Origin of the sequence: Pseudoxanthomonas sacheonensis, from assembly GCF_010093305.1 — a bacterium.
In the GTDB taxonomy this organism is placed as follows: Bacteria; Pseudomonadota; Gammaproteobacteria; order Xanthomonadales; family Xanthomonadaceae; genus Pseudoxanthomonas_A; species Pseudoxanthomonas_A sacheonensis.
The window spans coordinates 330,431-356,041 of the sequence record NZ_PDWS01000002.1 but is presented as its reverse complement, the minus strand read 5'-3'; the positions used below and the strand labels follow the sequence as shown (position 1 = coordinate 356,041).

Sequence of the window (25,611 nt, the reverse complement as noted above, 5' to 3'; positions counted from 1 at the left end):
TATCGATCCTGATTTGATTGTCAACCCTTTGGTTGAATGTTTTCCGGTTCCCGCCTGGCGCCATTTACAATGGTGCCCATGATTCTCAATACCGCCGCCTACCATTTCGTTCCCATCGCAGATCCGTCGGCCCTGGCCGCGCAGGTACGCGCATGGGCGGAAGCGGGCGCATTGCGCGGCACCGCATTGATCGCATCGGAAGGCGTGAACCTTTTCCTTGCCGGAGAAGAGCGGGCGATCGACGCGTTTTTCGAACAGCTGCGGGCCGATCCGCGGTTTGCCGAGCTGCGGGTCAAATACAGCCGCAGCGGTGCGCAGCCTTTCGCCCGGCTCAAGGTCAAGGTCAAGCCGGAGATCATCAGTTTCCGTCGCCAAGAGACTTCTCCTTTGGCGGGACGCGCCCCTGCCGTCGCTCCGGCGACACTCGCCAAGTGGCTACAGCAAGGCCATGACGACGCAGGCAAGCGCGTGGTGTTGCTGGATACGCGCAACCGGCAGGAAGTCGAGTACGGCACCTTCGCTGGCGCGCTGACCTTGCCGATAGACAAATTCACCGATCTGCCCGAGGCCATGCAGCCCCACCGCGACGATCTGTCCGACGCGACGGTGGTGAGCTTCTGCACCGGCGGCATCCGCTGCGAAAAGGCAGCTTTGTGGATGCAGGCCGCGGGCATGGACAACGTGCTGCAGCTCGATGGCGGCATCCTGGGCTATTTCGAGCAGGTCGGCGGGCAGGGCTACGACGGCCGCTGCTTCGTGTTCGACGAACGCGTGGCGCTGGATCCGGAGCTCAAGCCGCTGGTGGACGCAGCCTGAGGAGTCGCGTTGTGGGAGCGGCGTCCCGCCGCGAGCTTTTGCACTTTCAATGAAGTCGCTCAATACTCGCCCTGTCGGTACCGGCTAGGAGCTCGCGGCGGGACGCCGCTCCCACAAGCGCGCTCCCACAGGGGCCACTCCCGCATTAGTCGATAAGTACGTTGGGCTATGATCGGCATGCGTCTCTGACGCGTTCTCCCACTATGTCGAGGCATCCATGGTCGCCGTCCACCATCTCAACAACTCCCGTTCGCAGCGCGTGCTCTGGTTGCTCGAGGAGCTGGGGCTGGACTACAACGTGATCCGCTACCAGCGCGATGCCGAAACCATGCTGGCGCCGCCATCGCTGCGCAAGGTGCATCCACTGGGGAAATCGCCGGTGGTGGTGGACGGGGAAAACACGTTGGCCGAATCCGGCGCGATCCTCGAATACCTGGTCGAACGCTACGACACCGCGCACGATTTCGCCCCGTCGCCGGGCACGCCCGAGAGGCTGCGCTACCGTTATTGGATGCACTATGCGGAAGGCTCGGCGATGCCGCCGCTGCTGATGAGCCTGGTGTTCTCGCGATTGAAGAAGGCGCCGATGCCGTTCTTCGTCAAACCGGTGGCCAAGGGAATCGCCGACAAGGTGATGAAGACCTTCGTCGGCCCGCAGGTGAAGCTGCACCTGGACTACATGGAAAGCGAGCTGGGCAAGTCGCGCTGGTTCGCCGGCGACGGATTCAGCGCGGCCGACATCCAGATGAGCTTCCCGGTGGAAGCGGCCGCGGTGCGCCATGGACTGGAAGACAAGCCCAATCTGAGCGGATTCCTGCAGCGCATCCACGCGCGTCCCGCCTATCGGCGCGCGCTGGAGCAGGGCGGTCCTTTCGATCTGCTTGGCTGATGCGGAACTCAGCGTCCCGCCAGTCCGGTCGCTGATCGGATTGGCAATGCCCGGCGCCGGCCCCATGTCGAAGCCATGACTTCGACGGCAGCCCCAATGATTCCCTACTCGATACTCGATCTGGCACCGGTCTGCGAAGGCAGCGATGCCGCACAGGCGTTCCGCAATACCCTGGATCTGGCCCAGCATGCCGAGCGTTGGGGTTACCGGCGCTACTGGCTGGCCGAGCACCACAACATGCCGGGCATCGCCAGCGCAGCGACCGCTGTGTTGATCGGCCATGTCGCCGGCGGCACCAAAACCATCCGCGTCGGCTCGGGCGGAGTGATGCTGCCCAACCACGCGCCGCTGCAAGTGGCCGAACAGTTCGGCACGCTGGCCTCGCTGTATCCGGACCGCATAGACCTGGGACTGGGCCGCGCGCCCGGCACCGACCAGCCCACGGCGAAGGCGTTGCGGCGTTATTTCGATAGCGCCGAGCAATTCCCGCACGACGTGCAGGAACTGCTGGGCTACTTCGCACCGGTGCAGCCCGGCCAGCTCGTGCGTGCCGTTCCGGGCGCCGGGCTCGAAGTGCCGGTGTGGTTGCTGGGTTCCAGTCTCTTCAGCGCGCAATTGGCTGCAGCGCTGGGGCTGCCGTTTGCTTTCGCTTCGCATTTCGCCCCGGACGCGATGGACCAGGCGTTGGCGGTCTATCACCGCGATTTCCGTCCTTCGCAATACCTGGCCAAGCCGCACGCGATGCTGGCCTTGAACGTGGTCGCCGCTGATACCGACGCCGAAGCCAGACGTCTGTTCACTACCGCGCAGCAGAGCTTCGTCAACTTACGTCGCGGCAAGCCCGGACTGATCCCGCCGCCTATCGACGATATCGAAACTTATTGGCAGCCGCATGAAAAGCTGGGCGTGGAGAATGCGCTGGCATGCAGCGTGGTGGGCAGCCCGGAAACGGTGAAGCGCGGGATCGCCGCATTCGTAGACAGACATCGTCCGGACGAGCTGATGCTGGTGGCCAATGTGTTCGACCACGGGGCGCGATTGCGATCGTTCGAGTTGGCGGCCGAAGCCATGAACGGGTAGGTCGGCCCTACGTGGCCGACGCGCGGATCCTGTGAGGTCTGGGACGTCGACGTTCATGATCGGCTCCGTTCGTCGGGGACGTAGCCCCGACCTACGCGATCGCATTGCCAGCGGCGTGGCCGGAGGCCCAGGCCCACTGGAAGTTGTAGCCGCCCAGCCAGCCGGTGACGTCGACCACTTCGCCGATGAAGTACAGCCCCGGGGTTTTCTTCGACTGCATGGTGCTTGAAGACAGTTCGTCGGTATCCACCCCGCCCAGAGTGACCTCCGCGGTGCGGTAGCCCTCGGTGCCGCTGGCGATCAGCGGCCAGCTTTGCAGTTGCGCGGCGATCTCGCGCAGTTGCGGATCGTTGAACTGCTTCATCGGCCGATTCGGCAGCCACAGCTCGCACAGGCGCTGGGCGAAGCGTCGCGGCAGAAAATCGGACAGTACGGTCTTGAGTTCGGCGGCGGGGCGAACGGCCTGTTGTTCGCGCAGCAGCTGGAAAGCGTCGTCGTCCGGAAGCAGGTCCAGGCGCAGATCGTCGCCGGGCTGCCAATAGGAAGAGATCTGCAGGATCGAAGGCCCGCTCACGCCGCGATGGGTGATGAGCATGAAGTTGCGGAAGCTTCGGCCGTTGCAGGTCGCTTCCACCGGCAGCGCCACGCCGCTCAGGTCCTGCAAGTGTTCCTGATGCTTGCCGGTCAGAGTCAGCGGCACCAGCCCGGCGCGCGTCGGCAGCACCGTATGGCCGAACTGGCGCGCCAGCTCGTAGCCGAAACCGCTGGCGCCCATGCTGGGGATGGAAAGGCCGCCGCAGGCCACCACCAGCGCGGGCGCCGACAGCGTGCCGCGTGTGGTTCGCAGGCGGAAACCGCCGTCGGTATGCTGCACGTTCTCCACGCTGCAGCCGGTTTCGATGCGCACGCCGGCCGCTTCGCATTCGTCCACCAGCATCTTCACGATCTGCTTGGAAGAATCGTCGCAGAACAGCTGCCCAAGCTCCTTCTCGTGATAGGCGATGCCATGGCGTTCGACCATCCCGATGAAATCGGAAGGCGTGTAGCGCGCCAACGCCGATTTGCAGAAATGCGGATTGGCCGACAGATAGTTCGCAGGCGTGGTGCCGGTGTTGGTGAAGTTGCAGCGCCCGCCGCCGGACATCAGGATCTTCTTGCCCACGCGGTTGGCGTGTTCGATCACCGATACGCGAAGCCCGCGCTGGCCGGCCGTCGACGCGCACATCAGCCCGGCCGCGCCGCCGCCGATGACCAGCACGTCGTGGCTGTGGCTCATGCGCTTACTGGCCCGTGGTGGCCGCCTGGCGGACGACCGGCTTGATATCGATGGTGACATCGCCGCCCAGCACCTGCAGCTCGCCGTCCTGGATCATCACGTTCAGGCGCATGCCGCGCACCATCATCGCGGTCAACTGTTCCACCGCTCCGACCGGGATGTCGATGACGGTGAGGTTCCTGCTGCGGGCCAGCGAAGCGGCGTTCTTTTCCCACCAGATATCCGAGCTGCGTCCGGCATAGGTGAACAGCACCACCTGGCGGGAACGGCCGCAGGCCTTGCGCACGCGCGCTTCGTCGGGTTGTCCCAGGTCGATCCATTGCACGATCTCGCCGGTCATTTCCTTGCGCCACAGATCGGGCTCGTCGTCCTGGCTCAGGCCGCGCCCGAATTCCAGGCGTTCGTCCGCGTACATGGCGAACGCCAGCAGCCGCACCATCAGGCGCGCATCGGTTTCGGACGGATGCTGGGCCACGGTCAGGTTGTGGGTCGCGTAGTAGTGGCGATCCATGTCGCTGATCTGCAGTTCGGCCTTCACGACCGTGGATTTGAGCGCCATCGAGGTGCCTGGGGAAAAGGTCGGCCATGATACGGCTTTGCTCCAGGGAGGCTTCGTCTTGTCCGCACTCCATTCCGATCCGGGGGAAACCCCCGCCAGCAGCCTGCAGCTCCCGCCGGGCGCCTGGGCGACCCTGCTGGACGGCTTGTGCGCGCGCTTCCCGCAGATCGACCGCGCGCAGTGGCTGGACCGGTTCGCGCGGGGGAGGGTGCTGGACTCGGAGCGGCAGCCGCTATCTGCCGACACGCCGTACCGCGTCGGCGCGACCATCCATTATTTCCGTGAAGTGGCGGAAGAGCCCCGGATTCCGTTCGAAGAAACGATCCTGCATGCCGACGAGCACTTGGTGGTGGCCGACAAGCCGCATTTCCTTCCGGTCGCTCCGGCCGGGATTCATGTGCGTGAAACCCTGTTGACCCGGCTGGTGGAGCGTCTGGGCAATCCCGATCTGGCGCCGCTGCACCGCATCGATCGCGGTACCGCCGGGCTGGTGCTTTTTTCGGCCGACAAGCGCAGCCGGGATGCCTATCAGACGCTGTTCCGCGAACGTCGGATCGAAAAACGCTACGAGGCGGTGGCTCCGGCACTGCCAGAGCTGCAGTTTCCGCGAGTGCGGGAGTCGCGCATCGTGAAGGCGGAGCCGTTCTTCCGGATGCGGGAGGAGGAAGGGGAAGCCAATTCCTTCAGCCGGATCGAGGTGTTGCGTTCGGACGGGGAGTGGTGGCGTTACGCGCTGTTCCCGGTCAGCGGCCGCAAACACCAGCTGCGGGTGCATATGGCTGGCCTGGGGGCGCCAATCCGACACGATCCCTATTACCCGGATCTGACGGACCAGGCTCCTGATGACTACGGGCGCCCCCTGCAGTTGCTGGCCAGCAGCCTGTCCTTCGTGGACCCTTTGAGCGGTGTCCGACGGGTTTTCGAGAGCCGCAGGGAGCTGGAAAGCCTGGACTAGCGGCCGCCGCCGGACGAATCCGGCCCGGCTGGCGGGTTGCCGTCGGCCTGGCCAGGGTCCCGCGCAGCCTGCTTCTTGGCCAGTTTTTCGTCCTGTTTCTTCTTCTTGGCCAGCTCGCGCTGCTTCTTTTCGAACGAATAATTGGGCTTGGCCATGGGCTTGTTTCCGGTAGGGGAGGCCAGTTTAGGGCAAACCGCCCCACTGCCGGTTATCCGCGGTTGGGCGGGGGATTGGCTTTTCCCGGAAAGGTGTGTAGTGTGCACGGCACTGTGTTTGCTTGGGTCACCGTAAATCGTGGCCTGATGCAGTCGATCCAAAACGATCAGCTACATCTTTCCGCTTTGCTTAACACCTGCAACTCAGTCTCGGCCCGGGGTCCCCAGGTCGTGATTTTCTTCATCCGTTTCAGGAGTTTCAAAGATGTCTGACCGTCAAACCGGTACCGTCAAGTGGTTCAACGATGCCAAGGGTTTTGGCTTCATCACCCCGCAGAGCGGCCCGGACCTTTTCGTGCATTTCCGCGCGATCCAGGGTTCCGGCTTCAAGTCGCTGCAGGAAGGCCAGAGCGTGAGCTTTGTCGCCGTGCAGGGCCAGAAGGGTATGCAGGCCGACGAAGTCCAGCCGCTCTAATAGCGACTGTATCGTTGTCCGAAACGCCGGGGCTTGCCCCGGCGTTTTTATTTGCGTCGCTTTAATGGTGGTACCGCTGGCGCGTAGCCTGTACAGATGAAGTCACTGACATTCGATAACCGTTTCATCGCCGATCTCCCCGGCGATCCGCAACAGGGAACGGGCGTGCGCGAAGTCCGCGCGGCGCTGTATTCGCTGGTGAATCCGACTCCGGTCGCCGCACCACGGCTGTTGGCTTGGTCGCGGGAAACGGCCGCCCTGCTGGATCTGGAAGAAAGCGACGTCGCTTCTCCGGAATTCGCCCAGGTCTTCGGCGGCAATGCGCTGCTGCAGGGCATGCGGCCCTTTGCGGCCAATTACGGCGGCCACCAGTTCGGGCATTGGGCCGGGCAACTGGGCGATGGCCGCGCCATCTCGTTGGGCGAGGCGATCAATGCCGCGGGCCAGCGCTGGGAGCTGCAGCTCAAAGGAGCCGGCCCGACGCCTTATTCCCGCACCGCCGACGGCCGCGCCGTGCTGCGCTCTTCCATTCGCGAATTCCTGTGCAGCGAGGCCATGCACCACCTGGGCGTACCCACCACGCGCGCGTTGAGTCTGGTGACGACCGGCGAGCCGGTGATCCGCGACATGTTCTACGACGGGCACCCGCAAGCAGAGCCGGGCGCCATCGTCTGCCGCGTCGCGCCTTCTTTCCTGCGTTTCGGCAATTACGAGTTGCCAGCCTCGCGCGGCGAGCTGCCCTTGCTCAAGCAACTGGTGGACTTCACCATCCGCCGCGATTTCCCCGAACTGGAAGGCGAGGGCGAAGCGCTTTATTCGCGCTGGTTCGCGCAGGTATGCGAGCGCACCGCGGTCATGGTGGCGCACTGGATGCGGGTCGGCTTCGTGCATGGGGTGATGAACACCGACAACATGTCGATCCTGGGCTTGACCATCGACTACGGTCCCTACGGCTGGATCGACGACTACGACCCGGACTGGACGCCCAACACCACCGATGCGCAGGGGCGGCGCTACCGCTTCGGCTGGCAGCCGAAGATCGCTTACTGGAATCTGACCCGGTTGGCAGTCGCATTGTCTTCGCTATTCGCAAGTCCAGAACCTTTGCAGGAAGGGTTGCAGTGCTATCGGGAAACCTATGCCCGCGCCGATCACGACAACATCGCGCGCAAGCTCGGTCTGGCGGAATGCCGGGAAGACGATGTGGCGCTGATGGAGGACCTGCAGTCGCTGCTGCATGCGGGTGAAGTGGATATGAGCATCTTCTTCCGCGAGCTGGCCCGGATCGATCCCGCCGTGCCGGCCCTCGATCCTTTGAACGAAGCCTTCTATGACGCCGACAGGCGCGCAGCCGCGGAGCCGGCGCTGCTGGATTGGCTGCGGCGCTATACGGCGCGGATCGGTGCCGATCCGCTCGATTCCGACGCCAGGCAAGCACGCATGCGCATGGCCAATCCTCGATTCGTGCTGCGCAATTATCTGGCGCAGCAGGCGATAGACCGTGCCGAGCAGGGCGATGCGGCGGGGATTGAGGAATTGCTGGAGGTCATGCGCCGTCCCTACGACGAACAGCCGGGCCGTGAGGCCTTTGCACAGCGCCGTCCGGACTGGGCACGCGATCGGGCGGGATGTTCAATGCTTTCCTGCAGTTCCTGAGAAGCCTTACCCTTGCATCCGGAACGTCGGGGGCGTAGCCCCGACCTACATCTTTCGGACACGGAAGTTCTTGCCCTTGATCCGGCCCTTATCGAGCCGCGCCAGCGCATTGTTGGCCTGGTTGCGCGCGATGGCGACATAGGAACGCGTCGCGAAAATGTCGATCTTGCCGATGGCGCTGGCGGGCAATCCCGCATCGCCGGTGAGCGCTCCCAGGACGTCGCCGGGGCGGAGCTTGTCGGTGCGTCCGGCGTCGATGCGCAGCGTCGCCATCGCGGCAGGCGGTGCGCTGCGCGCCGCGGGCGCCATGGCGACCGGTTTTTTCCAGCGCAACGGCGAACCTTGTCTTTCCTCGATCACATGCGCGCGCGATATCTCGCGAGGAGTGACCAGGCTCAGCACTTGGCCGCCTTTGCCCGCGCGCCCGGTGCGGCCGATGCGGTGCACGTACACGTCCGGGTCGGTGGGCAGTTCGTAGTTGACCACCGTGGCCAGCTCGTCGATATCCAGCCCGCGCGCGGCCACGTCGCTGGCGACCAGCACATTGCAGCTGCGGTTGGCGAAACGCACCAGCACTTCGTCGCGGTCGCGCTGTTCCATGTCGCCATGCAGGGCCAGCGCGGTGAAGCCGAAGTGCTTCAGCGATTCGGCCACCTCGTCGACGTCGCGGCGCGTGTTGCAGAACACCACGCACGACTCGGGCCTTTGCTCGAACAGCAGTCCGGCCAGCGTGGTCTGCTTGCGCGACAGATCCACTTCATAGAAGGTCTGTTCGACCACCGGTTGCTCGGTCACGCCGCCGGCGGTGACCTCCAGCGGGTCGCGCATGGTATTGCGGCCGATATCGCGGATGGCGTCGGGAAAAGTGGCCGAGAACAGCAAGGTCTGCCGCTCTTTCGGAGTCTTTCCCACTATTTCGCGGATCGCTTCCTCGAAGCCCATGTCGAGCATGCGGTCGGCTTCGTCCAGCACCAGCGTGCGCACGCTGGCCAGGTGCAGGACCTTTTTGCGCATCAGCTCCTGGATACGGCCGGGCGTACCGACCACCACGTGCGGGTCATGGGCCGCCAGCGAAGCCAGTTGCGGCGCCAGCGGCATGCCGCCGGTCAACACCAGCAGCTTGAGGTTCGGAATGCCGGAAGCCAGTTTGCGTAGCTGCTTGCCCACCTGGTCGGCCAGTTCGCGGGTAGGGCAGAGCACCAGCGCCTGAGCGCGGATCAGCGCCGGGTCCAGCCTGTGCAGCAGGCCCAGGCCGAATGCGGCCGTCTTGCCGCTGCCGGTGGGCGCCTGCGCGATGACATCGCGTCCGGCGAGGATGGCGGGCAGGCTTTCGGCCTGGATCGGGGTCATCTGCGCGTAGCCGGCCACCTCCACGCCCTGCTGCAGGCCTGGCGAGAGGGAGAGGCTGTCGAAGTCTGTCGGCTGGTCGGTCATGCGCCATGATCGCAGCATCGCGCTGAACTGCGTAGCCTCGCATGGTGGGGCGAGCGCCGGCGTCAATCCTCCAGTTCGTCGAAATCCCTTTCGCGCAGGGCCAGGAAGGCCCAGAACGGCACGTCGCGCTCGGCCCAGGCGCGGTTGGCTTCGTCCAGGATGCTGACCAGCGTGTCGAAATCTTCTTCGTCCACGTGATGCAGCTCTCCGGCGCCGTCGAACAGCAATACGTAGCCCTGGGCCGGCATCCAGTCCAGATCGCGCAGGCTGTCGGAAAGCGCATCCCAGTTGCGGCTGGAAGTGGTGGGGAAATCCATGGCGACCGCGATCCGCAACAACAGGGTGGCCTTGTTGCCGCAGCCCATCAGGTCGATGAGGCAGGGCAGCAGGCCCGCGTCGTGCGCGGCGGCCGCGAGCACGTTGAGATCGTCGGCGGTGACGAAGAAAACACCGGCGCGGGTCGGGTCGCTCAGCCCCAGATCGAAGCCTGTTTCAGTCATCGCGCGACCTGGAAGCTGCGGAATGAGTCGTAATGGTCATCGGTGTAGTAATAGACATCCGGTGGTTGGCCTCCGGTGATGATGCGCCGCGCGCCGCGGTGGCCGAGGCCCGGCGTCTCGACGGTGTATTCATGGTAATAGCCGCGCGGCTTGGACGGCAGGCGCCTCTCGCGGTTGCCGAAAACGCTGCCGTCCTGGCTGTGCGGGAACGGCCCGCCCTGCGCGATCAGGCGCAACGTCGCGTGCGCCTCCGCCGGCAGGAATGCGGCAGTCGCCGGGGCAGCCTGCGTCGAAGCTGCCGGCGCCGACGCTGGCGGGGTGTCCGTCTGCGAGCCATTGCGCGTGGTTTCCAAGGGCGGCAAGGGCAGCGGCTGGCTGTTGCCGGCATTGGCGGCAGGCGCGGCGGCCGGTGCGGGATCGTTCCCCGCGGCATGGCGCGTACGATTCTGCTGCCAGAACCATCCCGACAGCAGGACCACCAGCACTAGCGCGATCAGCGCAGGCTTGCGTACGCCGGACCTTCTATGTGAGCGGGAACGAAGCGGCATGCGGTTTCCAATCGAACGGGAGGTGCGCGCAACGGCCGGAAGCCCTGGCCCGTGTTGCCCGGGAGTGCAGCATAGCCGCAGAAAACTTCAGCGACCGTGACGGAAAGCGGCCTGGCGATCGGACCGCAATCGCTGATCCAGGGCCGGCTTCGCCTTGATTTCAAATGCGGCCAGGCGCAATTCGACGAGCATGCCGAAATGGTCCGAGGCCCATACGCCTTGGGCATCGGGCTGGCTGAAGAGGATCGTGGCGCCGAGGGGGGCGAACGCGCCACGCTGGAAGAACACGTGATCGATGCGTTTGGGCGCGACGAAATACTTCGGGTTCAAGGTGCTGCTGGAGGCCGCGTCGGCCTGTGGGTGCCGGTCGCCGTAGGTATCCACGAATCCTTCGCGCAGCGCGGCCAGTTCCGGCGAATCGGCGGTCGAATTGAAATCGCCGGCCACCAGGCTGGGGATATTCTCCGAAGTGGCGGCGATGTACTGCATCAGGTCGGCGATCTGCCGGGCGCGGATCGCTCCACCCTGGTCGGTCCAGTGCAGGTGGGTGACGTAGAGGTTGAGCGGCCGTCCGTCCAGATCGATACGCAGGAACCCCGCGCTGCGGCTGTCGTCGAGCGGCTGCAGGAGCTTCTGGCCGCGCTCGAGGATCGGGTGGCGGGTCAGCAGGGCGTTGCCGTAGCGCCGCGGCTGGCCGGCCGGATCGATGCTGACGAAATGCCACTGGTAGCCCAATTGCGTCGCAAGCCATTCGGCCTGGTTGGTCAGGCCTTCATCCTGCAGCACTTCCTGCAGGGCTATCGCATCGGGGCGTAGACGCTTCAATTCCTCCACGATCTGCACGCGGCGCTTCGGCCAGTCGTCCTTGTCGTGGTAGAGGTTGAGAGTGACGACTTTCAAGGTTCTCTCCGATAGCGCGGGCGACGAATCGGCCGCGCCTGCGGGCAGCGAGAAGGCGATCAGCGACAGCAGGGCCAGAACGAGCGTCTTCATTCCATGAACTCACCAAAGAATCAGCGGGGAACCGTATCGATGCGCATCACCGGATACAGATTGTTGCGTTCGTCCCATGAGGAATGCAGCCGGTAGAAGAACTCCAGGCGCGCCTGCGGGTCCTTGGCGAAAGCGGCATCCTCGCGGACGCGCTTTTCGAACCGCGCCTTCAGCGCCGCGTCTTTGGCCAGCATTTCGCGCGCTACTTCCTCGGCCACGTAGTCCTCCATGTATTCCTTGCGCTCGAAAGCGTTGTTGAACTCGCCCCAGCCCACCAGCGAGTCCGGCGCCAGCGGTTCCAGGATCGACATGACCAGGCGCGATTTGGGTTGCGCGATCGGCACGAACAGCGCGCCCGCGCCGATATCGCGCTTGTCGGCTTTCCATTCGCCCTTGACCGCCATCCGCTGATGGCCTTCGGAGGACTGCGCGGCAGGCGTCGCCTCGCTGGCGCGGAAGCTCTCGACCGCCAGTCCCGGGTGCGCATCGAGCGTGCGGAATTCGATTCCGTGCTGTTTCAGCTTCGCTCCCACCCAGCCGGCATGCGCGGCTGGAATGAGATAGCCGCCGGCAGGTGCGGCCACGCTCAGGCTGGGCTGTACGTTGTCGCGCAGCGGAATCCGCCAGATCTGCGGCTTGCTCTCGTCGTATCGCGTCATCAGCGCGCCGGAAATCTCGGAAGGCGTACGCGTGTATTCGTAGCCGCGGAAATCGACCAGGTGCGATTCCTTGCCGGCCGCATAGGCCAGCGGTACGGAACTTCCCTTCAATTCGCGGGCGCGCGCATCGGCCTGGTGCGCAAGCTGCATCCATTGCCAGCCGTTTTTCGCCACCTGTTCCAGCACCGAGACCACGGTGTTGCGGGTGATGCGCACGCGCACCGGGTAGGTCTTCCAGGAGTGGGTTTCCACCAGCATGCCCAAGCGGTTGCGCAGCCAGAAGTAGCCATGGGAGAACCGCGGCGGCGGCACGCCGTCGTCGAAACCCGAGGTCGGGTCGTCGGACACCGCGAAGGAAGGGTAGTAGGGCAGGGGCAGCGAGCCTTGCGCCGCCAGGTCGGCGATCACGCCATCGCGCCATGCGCGGCCGGCCTTGCGCAGTTCGCCGTCGCCGGCGTGGATGGGTTCCACCTGGATGGAGACATCGTGTTCGAACTTGGCGCCGTCGGTGACATGCAGGTCCACTTCGACCAGTGGATCCCATTCGTCGATCAGGGCCAGCATCGCCTGCATTTCGGGCGCATCGGCCTTCACGTAGTCGCGATTGAGGTTGTAGCCCTGCGCGGTGGTGCGCCAGCCCATTTCCTCCGGGCCGCGCTGGTTGGGGCGGTTCCAGGCGCCGAAGCGTTCATGGCCATCGACGCTGAACACCGGCACGAACACCCACACCAGCTTGTCCAGCGCGCCTTTGGCCGCCTTGCCTTCCAGGACTTCGCGCAGCGCCAGGAAGCCGGCGTCCTTGCCGTCGATCTCGCCGGCGTGTATCCCACCCTGGATCAGCACTACAGGGAGATCGCGTTTGCGCGCGGTTGCGGCATCCAGCGCGCCGCTGGTGGAAGCGACCAGCGCTTTCATCGGCCGGCCCTCGGGAGAGTTGCCGAAGTCGATACAGCGCACCGCGTCCGGATAGGCTTTGGCGAAGGCGTCGCACAAGGCCGCGACTTCCTCGTAGCGTCCGGTCTTGAGGAAGCCTGAGCGCTCGGAAACCGTGGTCAGTGCGTCGTTGGCGGCGGAGGCGGGCATGGCGGGTGCGGTGAGCAAAAGTACCGCGAGAAGCAGGAGCAATGAGCGCATAGGGGTGGATTCTCGCCTTCAAAAGCCAATGATGCACGTTGCGGGCCGGCATCGCATTAGCCGGGAGTGTCCATTCGTGCAGTCGATCCGCGCACGTTCCATGGGTTACCCTTCCCGCAACTATTCGCTGGAATACCGGATGAGCACGACAGCCAGGGCGCAATCGGCACGCCTGCCGCGGCAGGTTCCCTACATTATCGGAAACGAGGCTTGCGAGCGCTTCAGTTTCTACGGGATGCGCAACATCCTGGTCCAGTTCCTGGTGAGCAGCGTGATCCTCGCCTATCTGCCGGAAGCCGACCGCGAGGGAGCGGCCAAGGACGTATTCCACAGTTTCGTGATCGGGGTTTACTTCTTCCCCCTGCTCGGGGGGTGGCTGTCGGATCGATATTTCGGAAAATACAACACCGTGTTGTGGTTCTCGCTGATCTATTGCGCGGGCCATGCCTGCCTGGCCGCATTCGACGACAACCGTAACGGGTTCTATGCCGGGCTGTTCCTGATCGCGCTCGGTTCCGGCGGCATCAAGCCGCTGGTGGTGTCGTTCGTCGGCGACCAGTTCGACGAGTCGAACAAGAGCCTGGCCAAAATCGTGTTCGATTTCTTCTACTGGACGATCAACTTCGGCAGTTTCTTCGCCTCGCTGCTGATGCCGCTGTTCCTGCGCAATCACGGACCCGCCGTCGCTTTCGGCATCCCGGGCATCCTGATGTTCATCGCCACCCTGATCTTCTGGCTGGGGCGCAAACAGTACGTGCGGGTGCCGCCGACGCATGGCGACGACCCGAACTCGTTCTACAGCGTCGCCCGCACCGCGCTGACCCGGCACGAGCAGGGACAGGGCCGGCCCGGTCTGTCGGTGGCCCTCGCCGGGGCCGCGCTGGCGGTGGCGATGCTGCTGTGCTGGGCGCTCAAGCCTGGTTTCTGGCCGGAAGGTTTCGGTTTCGTCATCACCGCCTGCCTGGCGCTGGGCGCGTTGATCGCGTTCGGCGGCATCGGCGTGTCGATGCAGCTCGAACGCGCCCGCGGCCTGCATCCGGATTCTGCGGTGGACAGCGTTCGCGCGGTGCTGCGCGTGATCATCGTGTTCGCGCTGATCACGCCGTTCTGGTCCTTGTTCGACCAGAAGGCTTCCACCTGGGTGCTGCAGGGCAAGACCATGATGGTGCCGCACGATCTGTGGTGGTGGCCCAGCTGGCTGGTCAAGGAAGCGGGGCAGATGCAGGCGCTCAATCCGCTGCTGGTGATGCTGATCATCCCGTTCAACAATATCGTGCTGTATCCACTGCTGCGGCGCATGGGTTTCGAGCCCACCGCGCTCAGGCGCATGGGGTGGGGCATCGCGTTCTCCGGCGTGGCATGGATAGCCGCCGGTGCGATCCAGTTGTGGATCGATGGCGGCGATCCGGTATCGCTGGCCTGGCAGATCCTGCCCTACCTGCTGCTGACCTTCGGCGAGGTGCTGGTATCGGCTACGGCGTTGGAATTCGCCTATAGCCAGGCTACGCAGGCCATGAAGGGAGTGATCATGGCGCTTTGGTACCTCTCGGTTACTTTCGGCAATGTGTGGGTGCTGCTGACCAATGTCAGCGTGCGCAATGAAGCGGTGATTTCACGCATCGCCAGTACAGGACTGAGCGAGAATGCATTTCTGATGTTCTTCTTCGCCGTGTTCGCCTTCATCGCGGCCTTGGTATTCGCGCTGTACGCGTGGCGCTATCCAATGCAGGACAACTATCGCGCCGTCGGAGCCGTTTGATGGAAACCCCCGTTACCTATGCCTTGATCGCCATCACCTGCGTGGTGTCGTGGATCGCGTTCAACAACCGCAAGCTGGCCGACCGGCTGATCCTGTGGCCGCCGGCGATCGACAAGCACAAGCAGTACGACCGGCTGGTGACCTACGGCTTCATCCATGCGGATTTCATGCATCTGCTTTTCAACATGATCACGCTGTTCTTCTTCGGACCGCCGATCGAGTCGTTGATGGGCGACATGGGCGTGTGGGTCTATCCCGTGTTCTACGTATCTGCGCTGGTGGTGTCCATCCTGCCCACGTATCTGAAGAACCAGAAGAACCCCAACTACCTCAGCCTGGGCGCGTCGGGCGCGGTGTCGGCCATCCTGTTCGCCTACATCCTGGTCAGGCCGTGGTCGATCATCGGCGTGTTCTTCATTCCCATGCCCGCCATCCTGTTCGCCGTGCTCTACGTGGGCTACAGCATCTGGATGGACCGTCGCGGCGGCGATCGCATCAACCACAGCGCACACCTCGCCGGCGCTGCCTATGGCGTGCTGTTCATGCTGATCATGGAGCCGCGCGTATTGGGGCATTTCCTGCGGCAATTGCAGCAACCCTCGTTCGGAGGCTGAACTGCGCGTCGGCGCGATCACCGTATCTGAATGTTTTGCGTGCTATCGAATAGCCACGAGACATCAACGGAGATCGTGAGCGATGGCTACCCGCAAACCCGCCAAGACATCCAAGGCCGCAAAAAAGACGCCCGCAAAAAATAAAACACAAGGCAAGACCGCGAAGAAGGTCGCCAAGAAAGCGATAAAGCCGGCGGCCAAACCGCGAAAGGCCGTCAAGGCGGCAGTGAAGAAGACTTCTGCGAGGAAAGCGCCGGCCAGGCAAGCGACCAAGAGCGTAGCCAAGAAGGCCGTCGCAAAAAAATCGGTAGTCGAAAAAACCGCTAAAAAGGCGGTCGCCAGCAAGCCGGTGGCGAAGAAGGTTGCGGTAAAGCAGGCCACGGCTAAGGTCAGGAAGACGCAGGCCAAGCCGGTTCCATCGAACTCCGCGGCGAAATCGGCACCCGCCAAACGAGCCAGCAAGGCTGCCCCACGCAAAGTCACCCCGCATCAGGCGCTGGCCAATACCCGCAAGCTGCTGGAACAGAAGCGGGCGCACGACCGGGAAACGCAGCCCTGGCAGCTGTTGGATCCGCACCACGCGCCAGTGCCGGACCCGGGCTTCCAATCGAACGAAGCGGCGGACAAGGCGGTGGAACTGCATGCCGCCGAAAGCAGGATGAAAGCGATACAGGGTAGTCTGGGCACGCAGGACAGGCGCAACCAGGGCAAGCGGGACAATCGCTGAGGCGATACGGCCAAAAAACGGACCCAAAAAAATGACGCAGGCGACCCCCGTCACCTGCGTCCGGACCTGTGTACAGGCCGTCTTATTGTTCTGGTTGTTGCGTTGTCGCGATATCGTCGAACCGGTATCGCAGAGTGAAGCGTGTTTCAGCCCACCAGGTTCATCGGATTGGCGGTTTCGTGCATGCCCATGTCGACACCGCTGTTGTAGGAAGAGAGCAGGCGCTCGTATACCGCATTGTTGAGGCGCTCGAATTCCCAGTCGTCGGTGTGGCCGGTGACGGCAAGCTGGTAAAGGCCTTCCAGCAGGGTGAAGTCGCTGGACGAGTTGTTGTTGCTGATGGTTGCGTCGTCGAAGTTCATTGCCGTTCCCCGTGTGTTTGCTCTTGGGAGGGTTAAAGCAGTTATCGTGCCAACTGTGAGTTATGGCACTGAAAGCGTTGAAGGACGGGGGCAAGTGGCATGGGCCAGCCCGAATGTGACGCGCCGCGTCCAGTTTTGCCGCCCCTGAACCGCCTGCGGCACAATCCAGCCGTGATGCATTCCCCATTGGAGAGACCCATGCCCCTGGACATCGCCCACGACCCCGCCTCCCGCCGTTTCGCTGTCCGGGTAGAGGGATACGAAGCGGAGCTGCTTTACCGCCGGGACGGCGGGCGCCTGACCATCGACCACACCGGCGTGCCTGAGGCCATCGGTGGACGCGGGATCGCCGGGGAATTGGTCAAGGCCGCGCTGGAGTACGCGCGCGCGGAGGGGTTGCGGGTAGTGCCGGCCTGTTCCTATTCGGCTGCCTACGTCCAGCACCATCCGGAGTACGCCGATCTGGTCGACTGAAGAGCGCGCCGGTCGGAATTGCGGCTGTCGCGCTGCTGCGTCGCGGCATAAACTGTATGCATTCCCTGGAAGGAGTCTGGTCGTGCGATCCGTGTCGAAATTCCCCCTGTTTTTCCTGTTGGTACTGGCACTCGGCGCCTGCAGGCGCGAAGCCGACACGCCCGCCGCCCCGGCGCAACCCGACACCGCGCCAGCGCAGGCCCCGGTTGCGGGCGCGCCCGCCGTGCCCGAGCTCAAGGACGTCATCGAAACCAACGATGCCTACATAGTGGGCATCAGCTATCCGCCGACGCTCAACAAGTATCCGGGTCTGGCGCAGGCCGTCGCCGCCTATTCCGACGCGGCGCGGGCGGAGCTGATGCAGGCGGTGGCCGGATTCGGCAACGACAAGCCGTCGGCGCCGTACGAACTGTCGCTCAGCTTCGAACAAGTCGCCGAAACGCCGGAGCTGGTGGCGGTCGCCGCCGATGGCAGCCGCTACACCGGCGGCGCGCACGGCGAACCGCTGGTGGCGCGTTTCGTTTGGCTGCCTCCGCAGAACAAGCTGCTGACGGCCAAGGAACTGGTGCCCAAGGTGGAAGGTTGGGCCGCCATCGGCGCCTTCATCCGGGAACAACTGCACACCAGCGTCTCCGTGCGCGCCGATGCCGACGAAATGCCGCCCGAGGAACGGCTGCAGTTCGTGCGCAGCGCCGACAAGATGATCGACGAAGGCACCGAACCGGACGTGGACAATTTCAGCCAGTTCCAGCCGATAGTCGGCGCCGACGGCAAGGTGATCGCGTTGCGCTTCGTATTCCCGCCGTATCAGGTGGGCCCGTACGCGGACGGGACGCAGACGGTGGACGTGCCGGCGGCGGTACTGCTGCCCTACGTCGCCCCCGAATACGCCGGCCTGTTCGCCAAACCCCGATAATCCGGCCCGGGCCATGTCGCAGCAACGCTTCCAACGACGGGTCGCCCACCTGCTTGCGGAGGCGGACGTGCAGATCGGCGGCGCGCGCCCTTGGGATCTGCAGGTGCACGATCCCCATTTCTATGCGCGGGTGCTGGGGCAGGGATCGCTGGGCCTGGGCGAAAGCTATATGGACGGCTGGTGGGATGCGGAATCGCTGGACGGATTCCTGTTCCATCTGCTGCAGGCGCGGTTGGAGCAGCGCGTGCACGGCGCCGGCGAACTCTGGGACGCGCTGCGCGCGCGCTTGCTGAATCTGCAGAGCCGCAACCGCAGCCGGGAAGTGGGAGAACGCCACTACGATCTGGGCAACGATCTGTATGCGGCCATGCTGGGCCGGCGCCTGGTCTACAGCTGCGGCTACTGGACGCAGGCCGACGGGCGCGTGCTGGACGGGCTGGATGCGGCGCAGGAAGCGAAGCTGGACTTGACCTGCCGCAAGCTTCGCCTGCGACCGGGCATGCGTGTGCTGGACATCGGCTGCGGCTGGGGCGAGGCGCTGAAATTCGCCGCCGAACGTTACGGGGTCAGCGGGGTGGGCATCACCATCTCGAAGGAGCAGGCCGAGTATGCGCGCGAACTGTGCGCCGGCCTGCCGATCGAAATCAGGCTGCAGGATTACCGCGAGCTGCACGAGCCGTTCGATGCGGCGCTGTCCATCGGCATGTTCGAGCATGTGGGCGTCAAGAACTACCGCGGTTATTTCGAAGTGGCGCAGCGCTGCCTGCCGCCGGGCGCGCTGTTCCTGCTGCACACCATAGGCACCAACCGTTCGGTCAACCATACCGACGCCTGGATCGGGCGCTACATCTTCCCCAACTCCATGCTGCCTTCCACGGCGCAGATCGCGCAGGCGGTGGAAGGCCTGTTCGTCATCGAAGACTGGCACAACTTCGGCGCCGACTACGACCGCACGCTGCAGGCATGGCGCGGCAACGTGGAGCGCGCCTGGCCGTCGGATCCGCGTTACGACGAACGCTTCCGCCGCATGTGGCGGTTCTATCTGGCCGCGTCCATGGCCACTTTCCGCACGCGCAATTCGCAGTTGTGGCAGGTGGTGCTGTCCAACGGCGGGGTGAAGGGCGGTTATCTGGCTCCACGCTGAAACCGTCTTTTTCATGGTGCGTGAAGGTAGAGGGGATTACGGTCGGGCTATTCCTTCCACTGGAGCCCCCTCATGAAACGCATTTCCCTGGTTTTAGCCGCGCTGATCGGTTTGGCCGCACAGCCGGCGTTGGCGCAGCAACTGCAGCAGCCCACCGTACCCGCCGCCAAGCCGGTCACGCCGCCCAGCGATAGCGGCATCGGCCCCAAGCTCGATCAGGCGCAACCCGTGCAGACGCCCAAGGTGGCCAGCGATCCCAACCAGCGCCCGCAGGCGCCTGCTGCGATTCCCAGCAAAGGGCCGGCGCATGAAGTGCCGACCGGATCCGGGTCGCGGAAACAGCCGGCCAATCTGTTGGACGCGAACGGCAAGCCGGTCAACGGCATGATCCAGGTCGCGCCCAATCGCGTGTACGACCCGGCTACCGGCCGCTACCACTGGACGGAGACTTCGGGTCAGCAACAAAAGCTGTTGGATTAGGCGCGGATTGCGCGGCGTTCAGCGGAATGGGGCGCCGCGACGTCGGCGGCACGGTTCGGAACAAGTTCCTGTCTTCATTGGAGATAGCGGGCCGGCATCACACGTCGCATGCGGGTCATGCGATGTAAGCCATTCGGTAAAACGGCTGCAATCTGCGTATTCGAGGCTGGCCGCGTCGGCTTGAGGGGGAAGCCCGGCATCCCGATCTCCCAAAAGGACGAACCGATGAACAAGAGACCGAACCGCGTAGCGCTGGCGCGTGCATTATCTGTATGCGCTCTGTTCTCATTGGCCGCCATTGCCTTCGCGAAGGAAGCCGTGAATTCCCACAAACCCGAACAGCGCGGGCACGACAAGCAAGGGCTTATCGTCATCGCGCACCGCGGCGCCAGCGGCTACCGCCCCGAGCACACGCTGGCGGCCTATCGCCTGGCCATCCAGCAAAGCGCCGATTTCATCGAGCCCGATCTGGTCGCCACCAAGGACGGCGTGTTGATCGCCCGCCACGAAAACGAAATCTCGGGCACTACCGACGTCGCCGCCCATCCCGAGTTCGCCAGCCGCAAGACCACGAAACTGGTCGATGGCGTGGCGATGACCGGCTGGTTCACCGAAGATTTCACCCTGGCCGAGATCAAGACGCTGCGCGCCAAGGAACGCATTCCGCAGATCCGTCCGGGCAATACCCGCTTCGACGGTCAGTACGCCATTCCGACCTTCGCCGAAGTAGTGCAGCTGGCCAAACAGGAGAGCCGCGGCGGGCGCCGCATCGGTGTGTATCCGGAAACCAAGCACCCGACCTATTTCGCCAAAGAGGGTCGCCGCATCGACGGCAGTCCCATCGCGGTCTCTCTAGGCGCCAAGCTGATCGAGACTTTGGTGGCGGAGGGTTTCATCAATCCGGCGCAGGTCTATATCCAGAGCTTCGAGTTCGAGAACCTGATCGAACTGGAGAAGCGTTGGATGCCTGCGGCCGGCGTCGATCTGCCGCTGGTGCAGCTGTACGACGATTTCCACGCGGCCAAGCCATATGACGTGGTCTACAACGCCAGCCATGGCGCCAATCTCGCTGCGCTGTACGGCGGTCTGATCGGGCAGGTCGAGGGCGGCATCAGCGCCAATACGCTGTACGGCGCGTTCGCCACCGAACAGGTCCTGCAGTGGATGAAGGCGAATTACGCCAGCGGCGTCGGCCCCTGGAAGGGCAATCTGCTGCCACGGGTGACGCTGGCTTCGAAGGTCGATGCCGACCGCAACGGCAAGGCCGAGCTGGCCAGCCAGGGAACCGGTCTGGTCCACCCGATGCTCGGCTGGGCCTTGAAGGCAGGACTGCAGGTGCATCCCTACACCTTGCGCGCGGAAGAGTCCTTCCTCGCGCAGACGCCAGGTGGAATCCCGCAGTCGGTAATCGCCGAGGCGGTGCAACTGTACGGTCTGGGCGTGCAGGGCTTCTTCATCGATCATCCGGACCAGGGTGTGGCGGCTCGTGAAATCTTCCTGGATTTGAGCCGGCCTTTACGCGAGCGGTGAGACCGCCGGGATCGTGCTTCCCAAACAAGCACGCCACCCGAAGGTGGCGTGCCTGCACAACGAGGACGATAGGATTTATTTCTTCGGTGCTTCTGGGGCGAGCGTCGGATTGGCGCCATCGGCGGCATCGGCCACCAATCCGCGTTTCTTCAGCAACGGCTCGATCTTCGGCGCATGCCCGGCGAAATCCTGGAACAGCTGCAGCGCGTCCTTGCTGCCGCCGCGCGAGAGCAGGGTCTTGCGGAAGTGGTCGCCGTTGGCGCGGGTCAGACCGCCATGCTGCTCGAACCATTCCACGCTGTTGGCGTCCAGCACTTCGGACCAGATGTAGGCGTAGTAGCCGGCCGAATAGCCGCCCATGATGTGGCTGAAGTAGGGCGTACGGTAACGCGGCGGCACCGGCGCGTAGTCGGTGCCGTCGGCTTTCTGCGCGGCGGCTTCGAAAGCCATCACGCCGGACGCGTCGGGCACCTGGTCGGCGGTGATCTGGTGCCAGCGCTGGTCCAGCATCGCCGAGCCCAGGTATTCGGTGGTGCGGAAACCCTGGTTGAACTTGGATGCGGCGATCACCTTGTCCAGCAGTTCCTGCGGCATCGGCGCGCCGGTTTCGTGGTGCTTGGCGTAATTCTTCAGGATCGCCGGCCAGTCGGCCCACATCTCGTTGACCTGCGAGGGATACTCGACGAAGTCGCGCGGCACGCTGGTGCCGGTGAAGTAGGGATACTCCACGTTCGAGAACATGCCGTGCAGCGCATGCCCGAATTCATGGAAGGCGGTAGTGACTTCATCCCAGGTCAGCAGCGTGGGCTTGCCGGCCGGCGGCTTGGGGATATTGAGGTGGTTGGCGACCACCGGCTTGTAGCCGGTCAGGCCCGACTGCGACACGTACGAATTCATCCACGCGCCGCCGCGCTTGGACGGACGCGCGTACATGTCGGCGATGAAGATGGCCAGCTGCTTGCCGTCGGCGTCGAATACGTCGTAGGTCGTCACGTCCGGGTTGTACACCGGCAGGTCGGTGCGCTTCTTGAAGGTAAGGCCGTACAGCTGGTTGGCGGCGTAGAACACGCCGTTCTCCAGCACGTTGTTCAATTCGAAGTACGGCTTCAACTCCGACTCGTCGAAGTTGAATTTGTCCTTGCGCACTTTTTCCGAATAGAACGCCCAGTCCCATGGCGCCAGTTCGAAAGTGCCGCCTTCCTTCTTGATCATGGCCTGCAGGTCGGCCGCTTCGCGTCTGGCGTTGGCCACGGCCGGCGGGGCCAGTTTGCCCAGCATGTCGTTGACGGCCTGCGGGGTCTTGGCGGTTTCGTCTTCCAGCACATAGGCCGCGTGGTTGGGGTAGCCCAGCAGCTTGGCGCGATCCGCGCGCAGCTTCATGATCTTGCTGATGATTTCGCGGTTGTCGAACTCACCGCCGCGGCTGCCGCGCGCGATGGAGGCTTCATGCAGCTTCTGGCGCGTGGCGCGGTCGGTCAGTTCGGATTCCGGCGGCTGGCCGGTGGTGTTGAGCAGTGCGATCACGTACTTGCCATCGAGCTTGCGCTCCTTGGCGGCCGCGGCGGCGGTAGCGATCTGCTCCGGAGTGAAACCGGCCAGCTGCTTGGCGTCGTCGATGACCACGGCCGAGGCGTTGACCTCCTTCAGCACGTTGTCGCTGAACTTGCTGCCCAGTTCGGCCAGCTGCGAGTTCATGCCTTTCAGGGTGGCTTTGTCGGCCTCGGACAGATTGGCGCCGCTGCGCACGAAATCGGTGTGGTAGCGCTCCACCAGCCGTACGCCTTCGGCATCCAGGCCCAGGGTGTCGCGCGCTTTGTACAGCGTGTCGATGCGCGCGAACAGTTTCGGATTCAGCGCGATGGCGTCGCCATGCGCGGCGAATTTGGCCGCGTAATCGGCGCGCAGCTTGTTGCGTGCGTCATTGGTATCGGCGCCGACCAGACTGAAGAATACGGTCTGCGCGCGGTTCAATACCTGGCCGCTTTTTTCCATGGCCAGGATGGTGTTGTCGAAAGTCGGCGCGGCGGCGTTGTTGGCGATCGCATCCACTTCCTTCAACTGCTCGGCCATGCCGGCGTCGAAGGCGGGGGCGAAATCGCTGTCCTTGATCTTGTCGAACTGGGGGTAATGCAGCGGCAGCGGGCTTTCGGAAAAGAACGGATTGGAAGCTTTGGCGGCTTCGGCGCTCGCCGGTACGGCGGCCTGGGAATAAGCGGGCATGGCAAGTCCAAGAGAGGCGGCAAGCGCCAGGGCGAGACGGGTGGTCATTCGGCAGCTTCCTTACAGATACGGACTTTACAGGCTACCCGATGCGAGGCATGGCCGACCTGTGACGAAAGACAGGGGTAGGGGTCGGGGACCTGGGCTAAGCTGCGGTAGCCGCTTGCCGGCCACCCCTTATTGCCCTTGGAGTTTTCTGGATGAAGCATGTCCTGTGCCTGTCCCTCGCGCTGCTCCTCGCAGGCCCGGTCCTAACCGGCCCGGCAGCTGCGGCCGAAACCATCCGCTACGTGGCCTTGGTCGATGGCGGTACCAAGGCCGGCGAACAGGTCGTGCGCAAGGACGACGACGGCACCACCCATGTCGATTTCATCTTCAAGGACAACGGTCGTGGTCCGGAGCTGAAAGAGGAATACAAACTGGCCGCTGATGGCACTTACAGCCAGTACAAGGTCAGCGGTACCTCCACGTTCGGAGCCAAGGTCGACGAAACTTTTTCGCGCACGGGCGACAGCGCGGAGTGGAAGTCGACTTCGGATCAAGGCAAGCAGTCGGTTTCCGGCACGGCCCTGTACTCGGCCCTGGGCGGTACGCCGGAAGGTTTTTCGGTAGCGATGTCGGCGCTCGCCAAACGCAGCGACGGCAAACTGCCTTTGATTCCCAGCGGCACCCTGACCGTGCGCAAGGTCGCCGATGCGGAAGTCACCCGTGGCGGCGAAAAGCGCGCGGTGCAGCTGGTGGCGATGACCGGCGTGGGCCTGACCCCCTCGTTTGCCTGGTCCACCACCGGCGATAATCCCCGGCTGTTCGCATTCATCTATCCCGGTTTCCTGCAGCTGATCGAGGAAGGCTGGGAATCCAATGCCGCAGCGCTGGAAACGCGCCAGAAGCAGGCCGAAGGCGAAGTGCTGCTGGGCATGGAACAACGCCTGGCCCATCCGCTGCCCGGTACCACCCTGATCCGCAACGCGCGCGTGTTCGACAGCGAGAAGGCGACTCTGGGCGCGGCCTCGGATGTGTTGATCCGCGACGGCAAGATCGTGTCCATCGCCAATGCCGGCGGCGGACAAACCAAGGCCGACAACGTCATAGAGGCAGGCGGCAAGGTGCTGCTGCCGGGTCTGTTCGACATGCATGCGCATTTCGGTCCCTGGGATGGCGGCCTGCATCTGGCGGCCGGCATCACCTCCATCCGCGACATGGGCAACGACAACACCACTTTGCAGCAGCTGATGGCGCAACTGAGCGAGGGCAAGCTGCTGGGCCCCAGCGTAGTGCCGGCCGGTTTCATCGAAGGCGAAAGCAAGATGTCGGCGCGCAACGGCTTCGTCATCAAGAACCTGGACGAAGCCAAGAAGGCGGTCGACTGGTACGCCGACCACGGTTATCCGCAGGTCAAGATCTACAACTCCTTCCCCAAGGACATCCTGCGCGATACCGCCGCCTACGCGCACCAGCGCGGCCTGCGGGTCAGCGGCCACATTCCGGCCTTCATGCGCGCGCAGGACGCGGTGGATCAGGGTTACGACGAGATCCAGCACATCAACCAGGTGATGCTGAACTTCTTCGTCACCCCGGAGACCGATACGCGCACGCTGGAGCGTTTCTATCTGGTGGCGAAAAAGACCGCGGGCCTGGATTTCGATTCCAAGCCGGTGCAGGATTTTATCGCCAATCTGGCGAAGAAACAGATCGTGATCGATCCCACGCTGGCCACCTTCGAATTCATCCATCAGCGCGAAGGTGAGCTGTCGCCGATCGTGGCCGATGTGGCCGACCATCTGCCGCCCGACATCCAGCGCAGCCGCCGGGTCGGCGAGATGGATATTCCCGACGACGCCACCGAGGCGCTGTACGGGAAGTCGTTCGATAAGCTGGTCGAATTCGTCGGCCGCATGTACAAGGCTGGCGTGCCCATCGTGGCCGGCACCGACGAGATCTCCGGCTTCACCCTGCAGCGCGAGCTGGAGCTGTACGTGAAAGCCGGCATTACCCCCGCGCAGGTATTGCAGATCGCCACCTGGAACGGCGCCAAGTACACGCGCACTACGGAAGACCGCGGTTCGGTGGCGGTGGGCAAGCGCGCCGACCTGGTGCTGGTGGACGGCGATCCTACCGTCGACATCGCCGATATCCGCAAGGTGGCCCTGGTCATCCACCAGGGCAAGGCCTATTACCCCAGCGAGATCGATGAAGCGTTGGGCATCAAGCCCTTCGCCGAACCGGTGCGGGTGCAGACGGCGCGCTGATCGCGTG

The 25,611-nt window shown here is 64.0% G+C and carries 24 protein-coding genes and 1 pseudogene; 15 read left to right on the top strand and 10 right to left on the bottom strand.

Features of this window, described 5'->3' with window-relative positions:
* Positions 1 to 78 precede the first annotated feature (78 nt).
* The 3 genes from CSC73_RS03480 to CSC73_RS03470 all read left to right on the top strand — a co-directional run bounded on the left by CSC73_RS03480 (position 79) and on the right by CSC73_RS03470 (position 2,785).
* Positions 79 to 816: a sulfurtransferase gene (locus CSC73_RS03480; RefSeq protein ID WP_163839017.1), complete on the top strand. Its 738-nt coding sequence runs from the start codon at positions 79 to 81 to the stop codon at positions 814 to 816.
* A 217-nt stretch (positions 817 to 1,033) separates the two neighbouring features.
* On the top strand, positions 1,034 to 1,705 hold the full coding sequence (locus CSC73_RS03475) for a glutathione S-transferase (RefSeq protein WP_163839016.1): 672 nt from the start codon (positions 1,034 to 1,036) through the stop codon (positions 1,703 to 1,705).
* A gap of 96 nt (positions 1,706 to 1,801) precedes the next feature.
* On the top strand, positions 1,802 to 2,785 hold the full coding sequence (locus tag CSC73_RS03470; RefSeq protein WP_163839015.1) for an LLM class flavin-dependent oxidoreductase: 984 nt from the start codon (positions 1,802 to 1,804) through the stop codon (positions 2,783 to 2,785).
* A gap of 91 nt (positions 2,786 to 2,876) precedes the next feature.
* Here the strand turns inward: CSC73_RS03470 and CSC73_RS03465 are convergent, their stop codons facing one another.
* Entirely contained in the window at positions 2,877 to 4,061 is a 1,185-nt protein-coding gene (locus CSC73_RS03465; protein WP_163839014.1) for a BaiN/RdsA family NAD(P)/FAD-dependent oxidoreductase, read from the bottom strand.
* Between the two features lie 4 nt (positions 4,062 to 4,065).
* Positions 4,066 to 4,620, bottom strand: coding sequence for a YaeQ family protein (locus CSC73_RS03460; protein WP_163839013.1), 555 nt, complete (start codon positions 4,618 to 4,620; stop codon positions 4,066 to 4,068).
* On the opposite strand from CSC73_RS03460, the gene CSC73_RS03455 reads away from it, so the two are divergent.
* Positions 4,571 to 5,575 (top strand): RluA family pseudouridine synthase, encoded by a 1,005-nt coding sequence (locus tag CSC73_RS03455; protein ID WP_163839012.1) that lies wholly within the window; start codon positions 4,571 to 4,573, stop codon positions 5,573 to 5,575. The two genes, CSC73_RS03460 and CSC73_RS03455, sit on opposite strands and share 50 nt — an antisense overlap.
* On the opposite strand, the gene CSC73_RS18340 is transcribed toward CSC73_RS03455, so the two are convergent.
* Complete coding sequence (locus CSC73_RS18340; protein WP_170299048.1) at positions 5,572 to 5,730, bottom strand: hypothetical protein; 159 nt, start codon at positions 5,728 to 5,730, stop codon at positions 5,572 to 5,574. The two genes, CSC73_RS03455 and CSC73_RS18340, sit on opposite strands and share 4 nt — an antisense overlap.
* 265 nt (positions 5,731 to 5,995) lie before the next feature.
* Here CSC73_RS18340 and CSC73_RS03450 point away from each other — a divergent pair, with 265 nt between their 5' ends.
* Positions 5,996 to 6,205 (top strand): cold-shock protein, encoded by a 210-nt coding sequence (locus CSC73_RS03450; protein ID WP_093279947.1) that lies wholly within the window; start codon positions 5,996 to 5,998, stop codon positions 6,203 to 6,205.
* A 96-nt stretch (positions 6,206 to 6,301) separates the two neighbouring features.
* The gene (locus tag CSC73_RS03445; protein ID WP_163839011.1) at positions 6,302 to 7,861 is read left to right on the top strand and encodes a protein adenylyltransferase SelO; all 1,560 of its coding nucleotides are present in this window, start codon (positions 6,302 to 6,304) and stop codon (positions 7,859 to 7,861) included.
* 45 nt (positions 7,862 to 7,906) lie between these two features.
* Here CSC73_RS03445 and dbpA read toward each other — a convergent pair whose 3' ends face one another.
* From dbpA to CSC73_RS03420, 5 genes are all read right to left on the bottom strand, one after another.
* The gene (dbpA, locus tag CSC73_RS03440; protein WP_163839010.1) at positions 7,907 to 9,295 is read right to left on the bottom strand and encodes an ATP-dependent RNA helicase DbpA; all 1,389 of its coding nucleotides are present in this window, start codon (positions 9,293 to 9,295) and stop codon (positions 7,907 to 7,909) included.
* A 62-nt stretch (positions 9,296 to 9,357) separates the two neighbouring features.
* The gene (locus CSC73_RS03435; RefSeq protein WP_163839009.1) at positions 9,358 to 9,795 is read right to left on the bottom strand and encodes a barstar family protein; all 438 of its coding nucleotides are present in this window, start codon (positions 9,793 to 9,795) and stop codon (positions 9,358 to 9,360) included.
* A complete protein-coding gene (locus CSC73_RS03430) occupies positions 9,792 to 10,343 on the bottom strand; it encodes a guanyl-specific ribonuclease (RefSeq protein ID WP_163839008.1) in 552 nt (183 codons plus the stop codon). Before CSC73_RS03430 ends, CSC73_RS03435 begins: the two co-directional genes overlap by 4 nt.
* Before the next feature lie 87 nt (positions 10,344 to 10,430).
* Complete coding sequence (locus CSC73_RS03425) at positions 10,431 to 11,336, bottom strand: endonuclease/exonuclease/phosphatase family protein (protein WP_163839007.1); 906 nt, start codon at positions 11,334 to 11,336, stop codon at positions 10,431 to 10,433.
* Positions 11,337 to 11,356: 20 nt separating this feature from the next.
* Complete coding sequence (locus CSC73_RS03420) at positions 11,357 to 13,129, bottom strand: M14 family metallopeptidase (RefSeq protein WP_163839006.1); 1,773 nt, start codon at positions 13,127 to 13,129, stop codon at positions 11,357 to 11,359.
* Positions 13,130 to 13,268: 139 nt separating this feature from the next.
* Here CSC73_RS03420 and CSC73_RS03415 point away from each other — a divergent pair, with 139 nt between their 5' ends.
* The 3 genes from CSC73_RS03415 to CSC73_RS18540 all read left to right on the top strand — a co-directional run bounded on the left by CSC73_RS03415 (position 13,269) and on the right by CSC73_RS18540 (position 16,229).
* Entirely contained in the window at positions 13,269 to 14,888 is a 1,620-nt protein-coding gene (locus CSC73_RS03415) for a POT-type proton-dependent oligopeptide transporter (protein WP_163839077.1), read from the top strand.
* Positions 14,888 to 15,502, top strand: coding sequence for a rhomboid family intramembrane serine protease (locus CSC73_RS03410; protein ID WP_163839005.1), 615 nt, complete (start codon positions 14,888 to 14,890; stop codon positions 15,500 to 15,502). The genes CSC73_RS03415 and CSC73_RS03410 overlap by 1 nt, the downstream gene beginning before the upstream one ends.
* A gap of 82 nt (positions 15,503 to 15,584) precedes the next feature.
* Positions 15,585 to 16,229, top strand: coding sequence for a hypothetical protein (locus CSC73_RS18540; protein ID WP_281352867.1), 645 nt, complete (start codon positions 15,585 to 15,587; stop codon positions 16,227 to 16,229).
* A 146-nt stretch (positions 16,230 to 16,375) separates the two neighbouring features.
* Here the strand turns inward: CSC73_RS18540 and CSC73_RS03400 are convergent, their stop codons facing one another.
* Entirely contained in the window at positions 16,376 to 16,591 is a 216-nt protein-coding gene (locus tag CSC73_RS03400) for a hypothetical protein (RefSeq protein ID WP_163839004.1), read from the bottom strand.
* Positions 16,592 to 16,789: 198 nt separating this feature from the next.
* On the opposite strand from CSC73_RS03400, the gene CSC73_RS03395 reads away from it, so the two are divergent.
* The 5 genes and pseudogenes from CSC73_RS03395 to CSC73_RS18635 form a co-directional block, all read left to right on the top strand.
* A complete protein-coding gene (locus CSC73_RS03395) occupies positions 16,790 to 17,065 on the top strand; it encodes a GNAT family N-acetyltransferase (RefSeq protein WP_163839003.1) in 276 nt (91 codons plus the stop codon).
* Positions 17,066 to 17,147: 82 nt separating this feature from the next.
* Positions 17,148 to 17,981, top strand: coding sequence for a DUF3298 and DUF4163 domain-containing protein (locus CSC73_RS03390; RefSeq protein WP_246197301.1), 834 nt, complete (start codon positions 17,148 to 17,150; stop codon positions 17,979 to 17,981).
* Between the two features lie 13 nt (positions 17,982 to 17,994).
* A complete protein-coding gene (gene cfa / locus CSC73_RS03385) occupies positions 17,995 to 19,125 on the top strand; it encodes a cyclopropane fatty acyl phospholipid synthase (RefSeq protein ID WP_163839002.1) in 1,131 nt (376 codons plus the stop codon).
* Between the two features lie 72 nt (positions 19,126 to 19,197).
* The gene (locus tag CSC73_RS03380; RefSeq protein WP_163839001.1) at positions 19,198 to 19,605 is read left to right on the top strand and encodes a hypothetical protein; all 408 of its coding nucleotides are present in this window, start codon (positions 19,198 to 19,200) and stop codon (positions 19,603 to 19,605) included.
* Positions 19,606 to 19,830: 225 nt separating this feature from the next.
* A pseudogene (locus CSC73_RS18635) lies at positions 19,831 to 20,607 on the top strand (glycerophosphodiester phosphodiesterase family protein); the annotation flags it as partial.
* A gap of 603 nt (positions 20,608 to 21,210) precedes the next feature.
* Here the strand turns inward: CSC73_RS18635 and CSC73_RS03370 are convergent.
* Positions 21,211 to 23,403 (bottom strand): M3 family metallopeptidase, encoded by a 2,193-nt coding sequence (locus tag CSC73_RS03370; RefSeq protein WP_163838999.1) that lies wholly within the window; start codon positions 23,401 to 23,403, stop codon positions 21,211 to 21,213.
* Between the two features lie 152 nt (positions 23,404 to 23,555).
* On the opposite strand from CSC73_RS03370, the gene CSC73_RS03365 reads away from it, so the two are divergent.
* The gene (locus CSC73_RS03365; RefSeq protein ID WP_163838998.1) at positions 23,556 to 25,604 is read left to right on the top strand and encodes an amidohydrolase family protein; all 2,049 of its coding nucleotides are present in this window, start codon (positions 23,556 to 23,558) and stop codon (positions 25,602 to 25,604) included.
* Positions 25,605 to 25,611 lie beyond the last annotated feature (7 nt).

What these genes read in the sequence shown, in the direction of transcription:
- CSC73_RS03395 (WP_163839003.1), top strand. Translation starts at nt 16,790, where the DNA reads ATGCCCCTGGACATCGCCCACGACCCCGCCTCCCGCCGTTTCGCTGTC.
- dbpA (WP_163839010.1), bottom strand. Translation starts at nt 9,295, where the DNA reads ATGACCGACCAGCCGACAGACTTCGACAGCCTCTCCCTCTCGCCAGGC.
- cfa (WP_163839002.1), top strand. Translation starts at nt 17,995, where the DNA reads ATGTCGCAGCAACGCTTCCAACGACGGGTCGCCCACCTGCTTGCGGAG.
- CSC73_RS03420 (WP_163839006.1), bottom strand. Translation starts at nt 13,129, where the DNA reads ATGCGCTCATTGCTCCTGCTTCTCGCGGTACTTTTGCTCACCGCACCC.
- CSC73_RS03400 (WP_163839004.1), bottom strand. Translation starts at nt 16,591, where the DNA reads ATGAACTTCGACGACGCAACCATCAGCAACAACAACTCGTCCAGCGAC.
- CSC73_RS03380 (WP_163839001.1), top strand. Translation starts at nt 19,198, where the DNA reads ATGAAACGCATTTCCCTGGTTTTAGCCGCGCTGATCGGTTTGGCCGCA.
- CSC73_RS03460 (WP_163839013.1), bottom strand. Translation starts at nt 4,620, where the DNA reads ATGGCGCTCAAATCCACGGTCGTGAAGGCCGAACTGCAGATCAGCGAC.
- CSC73_RS03370 (WP_163838999.1), bottom strand. Translation starts at nt 23,403, where the DNA reads ATGACCACCCGTCTCGCCCTGGCGCTTGCCGCCTCTCTTGGACTTGCC.
- CSC73_RS03455 (WP_163839012.1), top strand. Translation starts at nt 4,571, where the DNA reads ATGTCGCTGATCTGCAGTTCGGCCTTCACGACCGTGGATTTGAGCGCC.
- CSC73_RS03430 (WP_163839008.1), bottom strand. Translation starts at nt 10,343, where the DNA reads ATGCCGCTTCGTTCCCGCTCACATAGAAGGTCCGGCGTACGCAAGCCT.
- CSC73_RS03470 (WP_163839015.1), top strand. Translation starts at nt 1,802, where the DNA reads ATGATTCCCTACTCGATACTCGATCTGGCACCGGTCTGCGAAGGCAGC.
- CSC73_RS03450 (WP_093279947.1), top strand. Translation starts at nt 5,996, where the DNA reads ATGTCTGACCGTCAAACCGGTACCGTCAAGTGGTTCAACGATGCCAAG.
- CSC73_RS03465 (WP_163839014.1), bottom strand. Translation starts at nt 4,061, where the DNA reads ATGAGCCACAGCCACGACGTGCTGGTCATCGGCGGCGGCGCGGCCGGG.
- CSC73_RS03415 (WP_163839077.1), top strand. Translation starts at nt 13,269, where the DNA reads ATGAGCACGACAGCCAGGGCGCAATCGGCACGCCTGCCGCGGCAGGTT.
- CSC73_RS03480 (WP_163839017.1), top strand. Translation starts at nt 79, where the DNA reads ATGATTCTCAATACCGCCGCCTACCATTTCGTTCCCATCGCAGATCCG.
- CSC73_RS03475 (WP_163839016.1), top strand. Translation starts at nt 1,034, where the DNA reads ATGGTCGCCGTCCACCATCTCAACAACTCCCGTTCGCAGCGCGTGCTC.
- CSC73_RS18540 (WP_281352867.1), top strand. Translation starts at nt 15,585, where the DNA reads ATGGCTACCCGCAAACCCGCCAAGACATCCAAGGCCGCAAAAAAGACG.
- CSC73_RS03365 (WP_163838998.1), top strand. Translation starts at nt 23,556, where the DNA reads ATGAAGCATGTCCTGTGCCTGTCCCTCGCGCTGCTCCTCGCAGGCCCG.
- CSC73_RS03435 (WP_163839009.1), bottom strand. Translation starts at nt 9,795, where the DNA reads ATGACTGAAACAGGCTTCGATCTGGGGCTGAGCGACCCGACCCGCGCC.
- CSC73_RS03425 (WP_163839007.1), bottom strand. Translation starts at nt 11,336, where the DNA reads ATGAAGACGCTCGTTCTGGCCCTGCTGTCGCTGATCGCCTTCTCGCTG.
- CSC73_RS03445 (WP_163839011.1), top strand. Translation starts at nt 6,302, where the DNA reads ATGAAGTCACTGACATTCGATAACCGTTTCATCGCCGATCTCCCCGGC.
- CSC73_RS18340 (WP_170299048.1), bottom strand. Translation starts at nt 5,730, where the DNA reads ATGGCCAAGCCCAATTATTCGTTCGAAAAGAAGCAGCGCGAGCTGGCC.
- CSC73_RS03410 (WP_163839005.1), top strand. Translation starts at nt 14,888, where the DNA reads ATGGAAACCCCCGTTACCTATGCCTTGATCGCCATCACCTGCGTGGTG.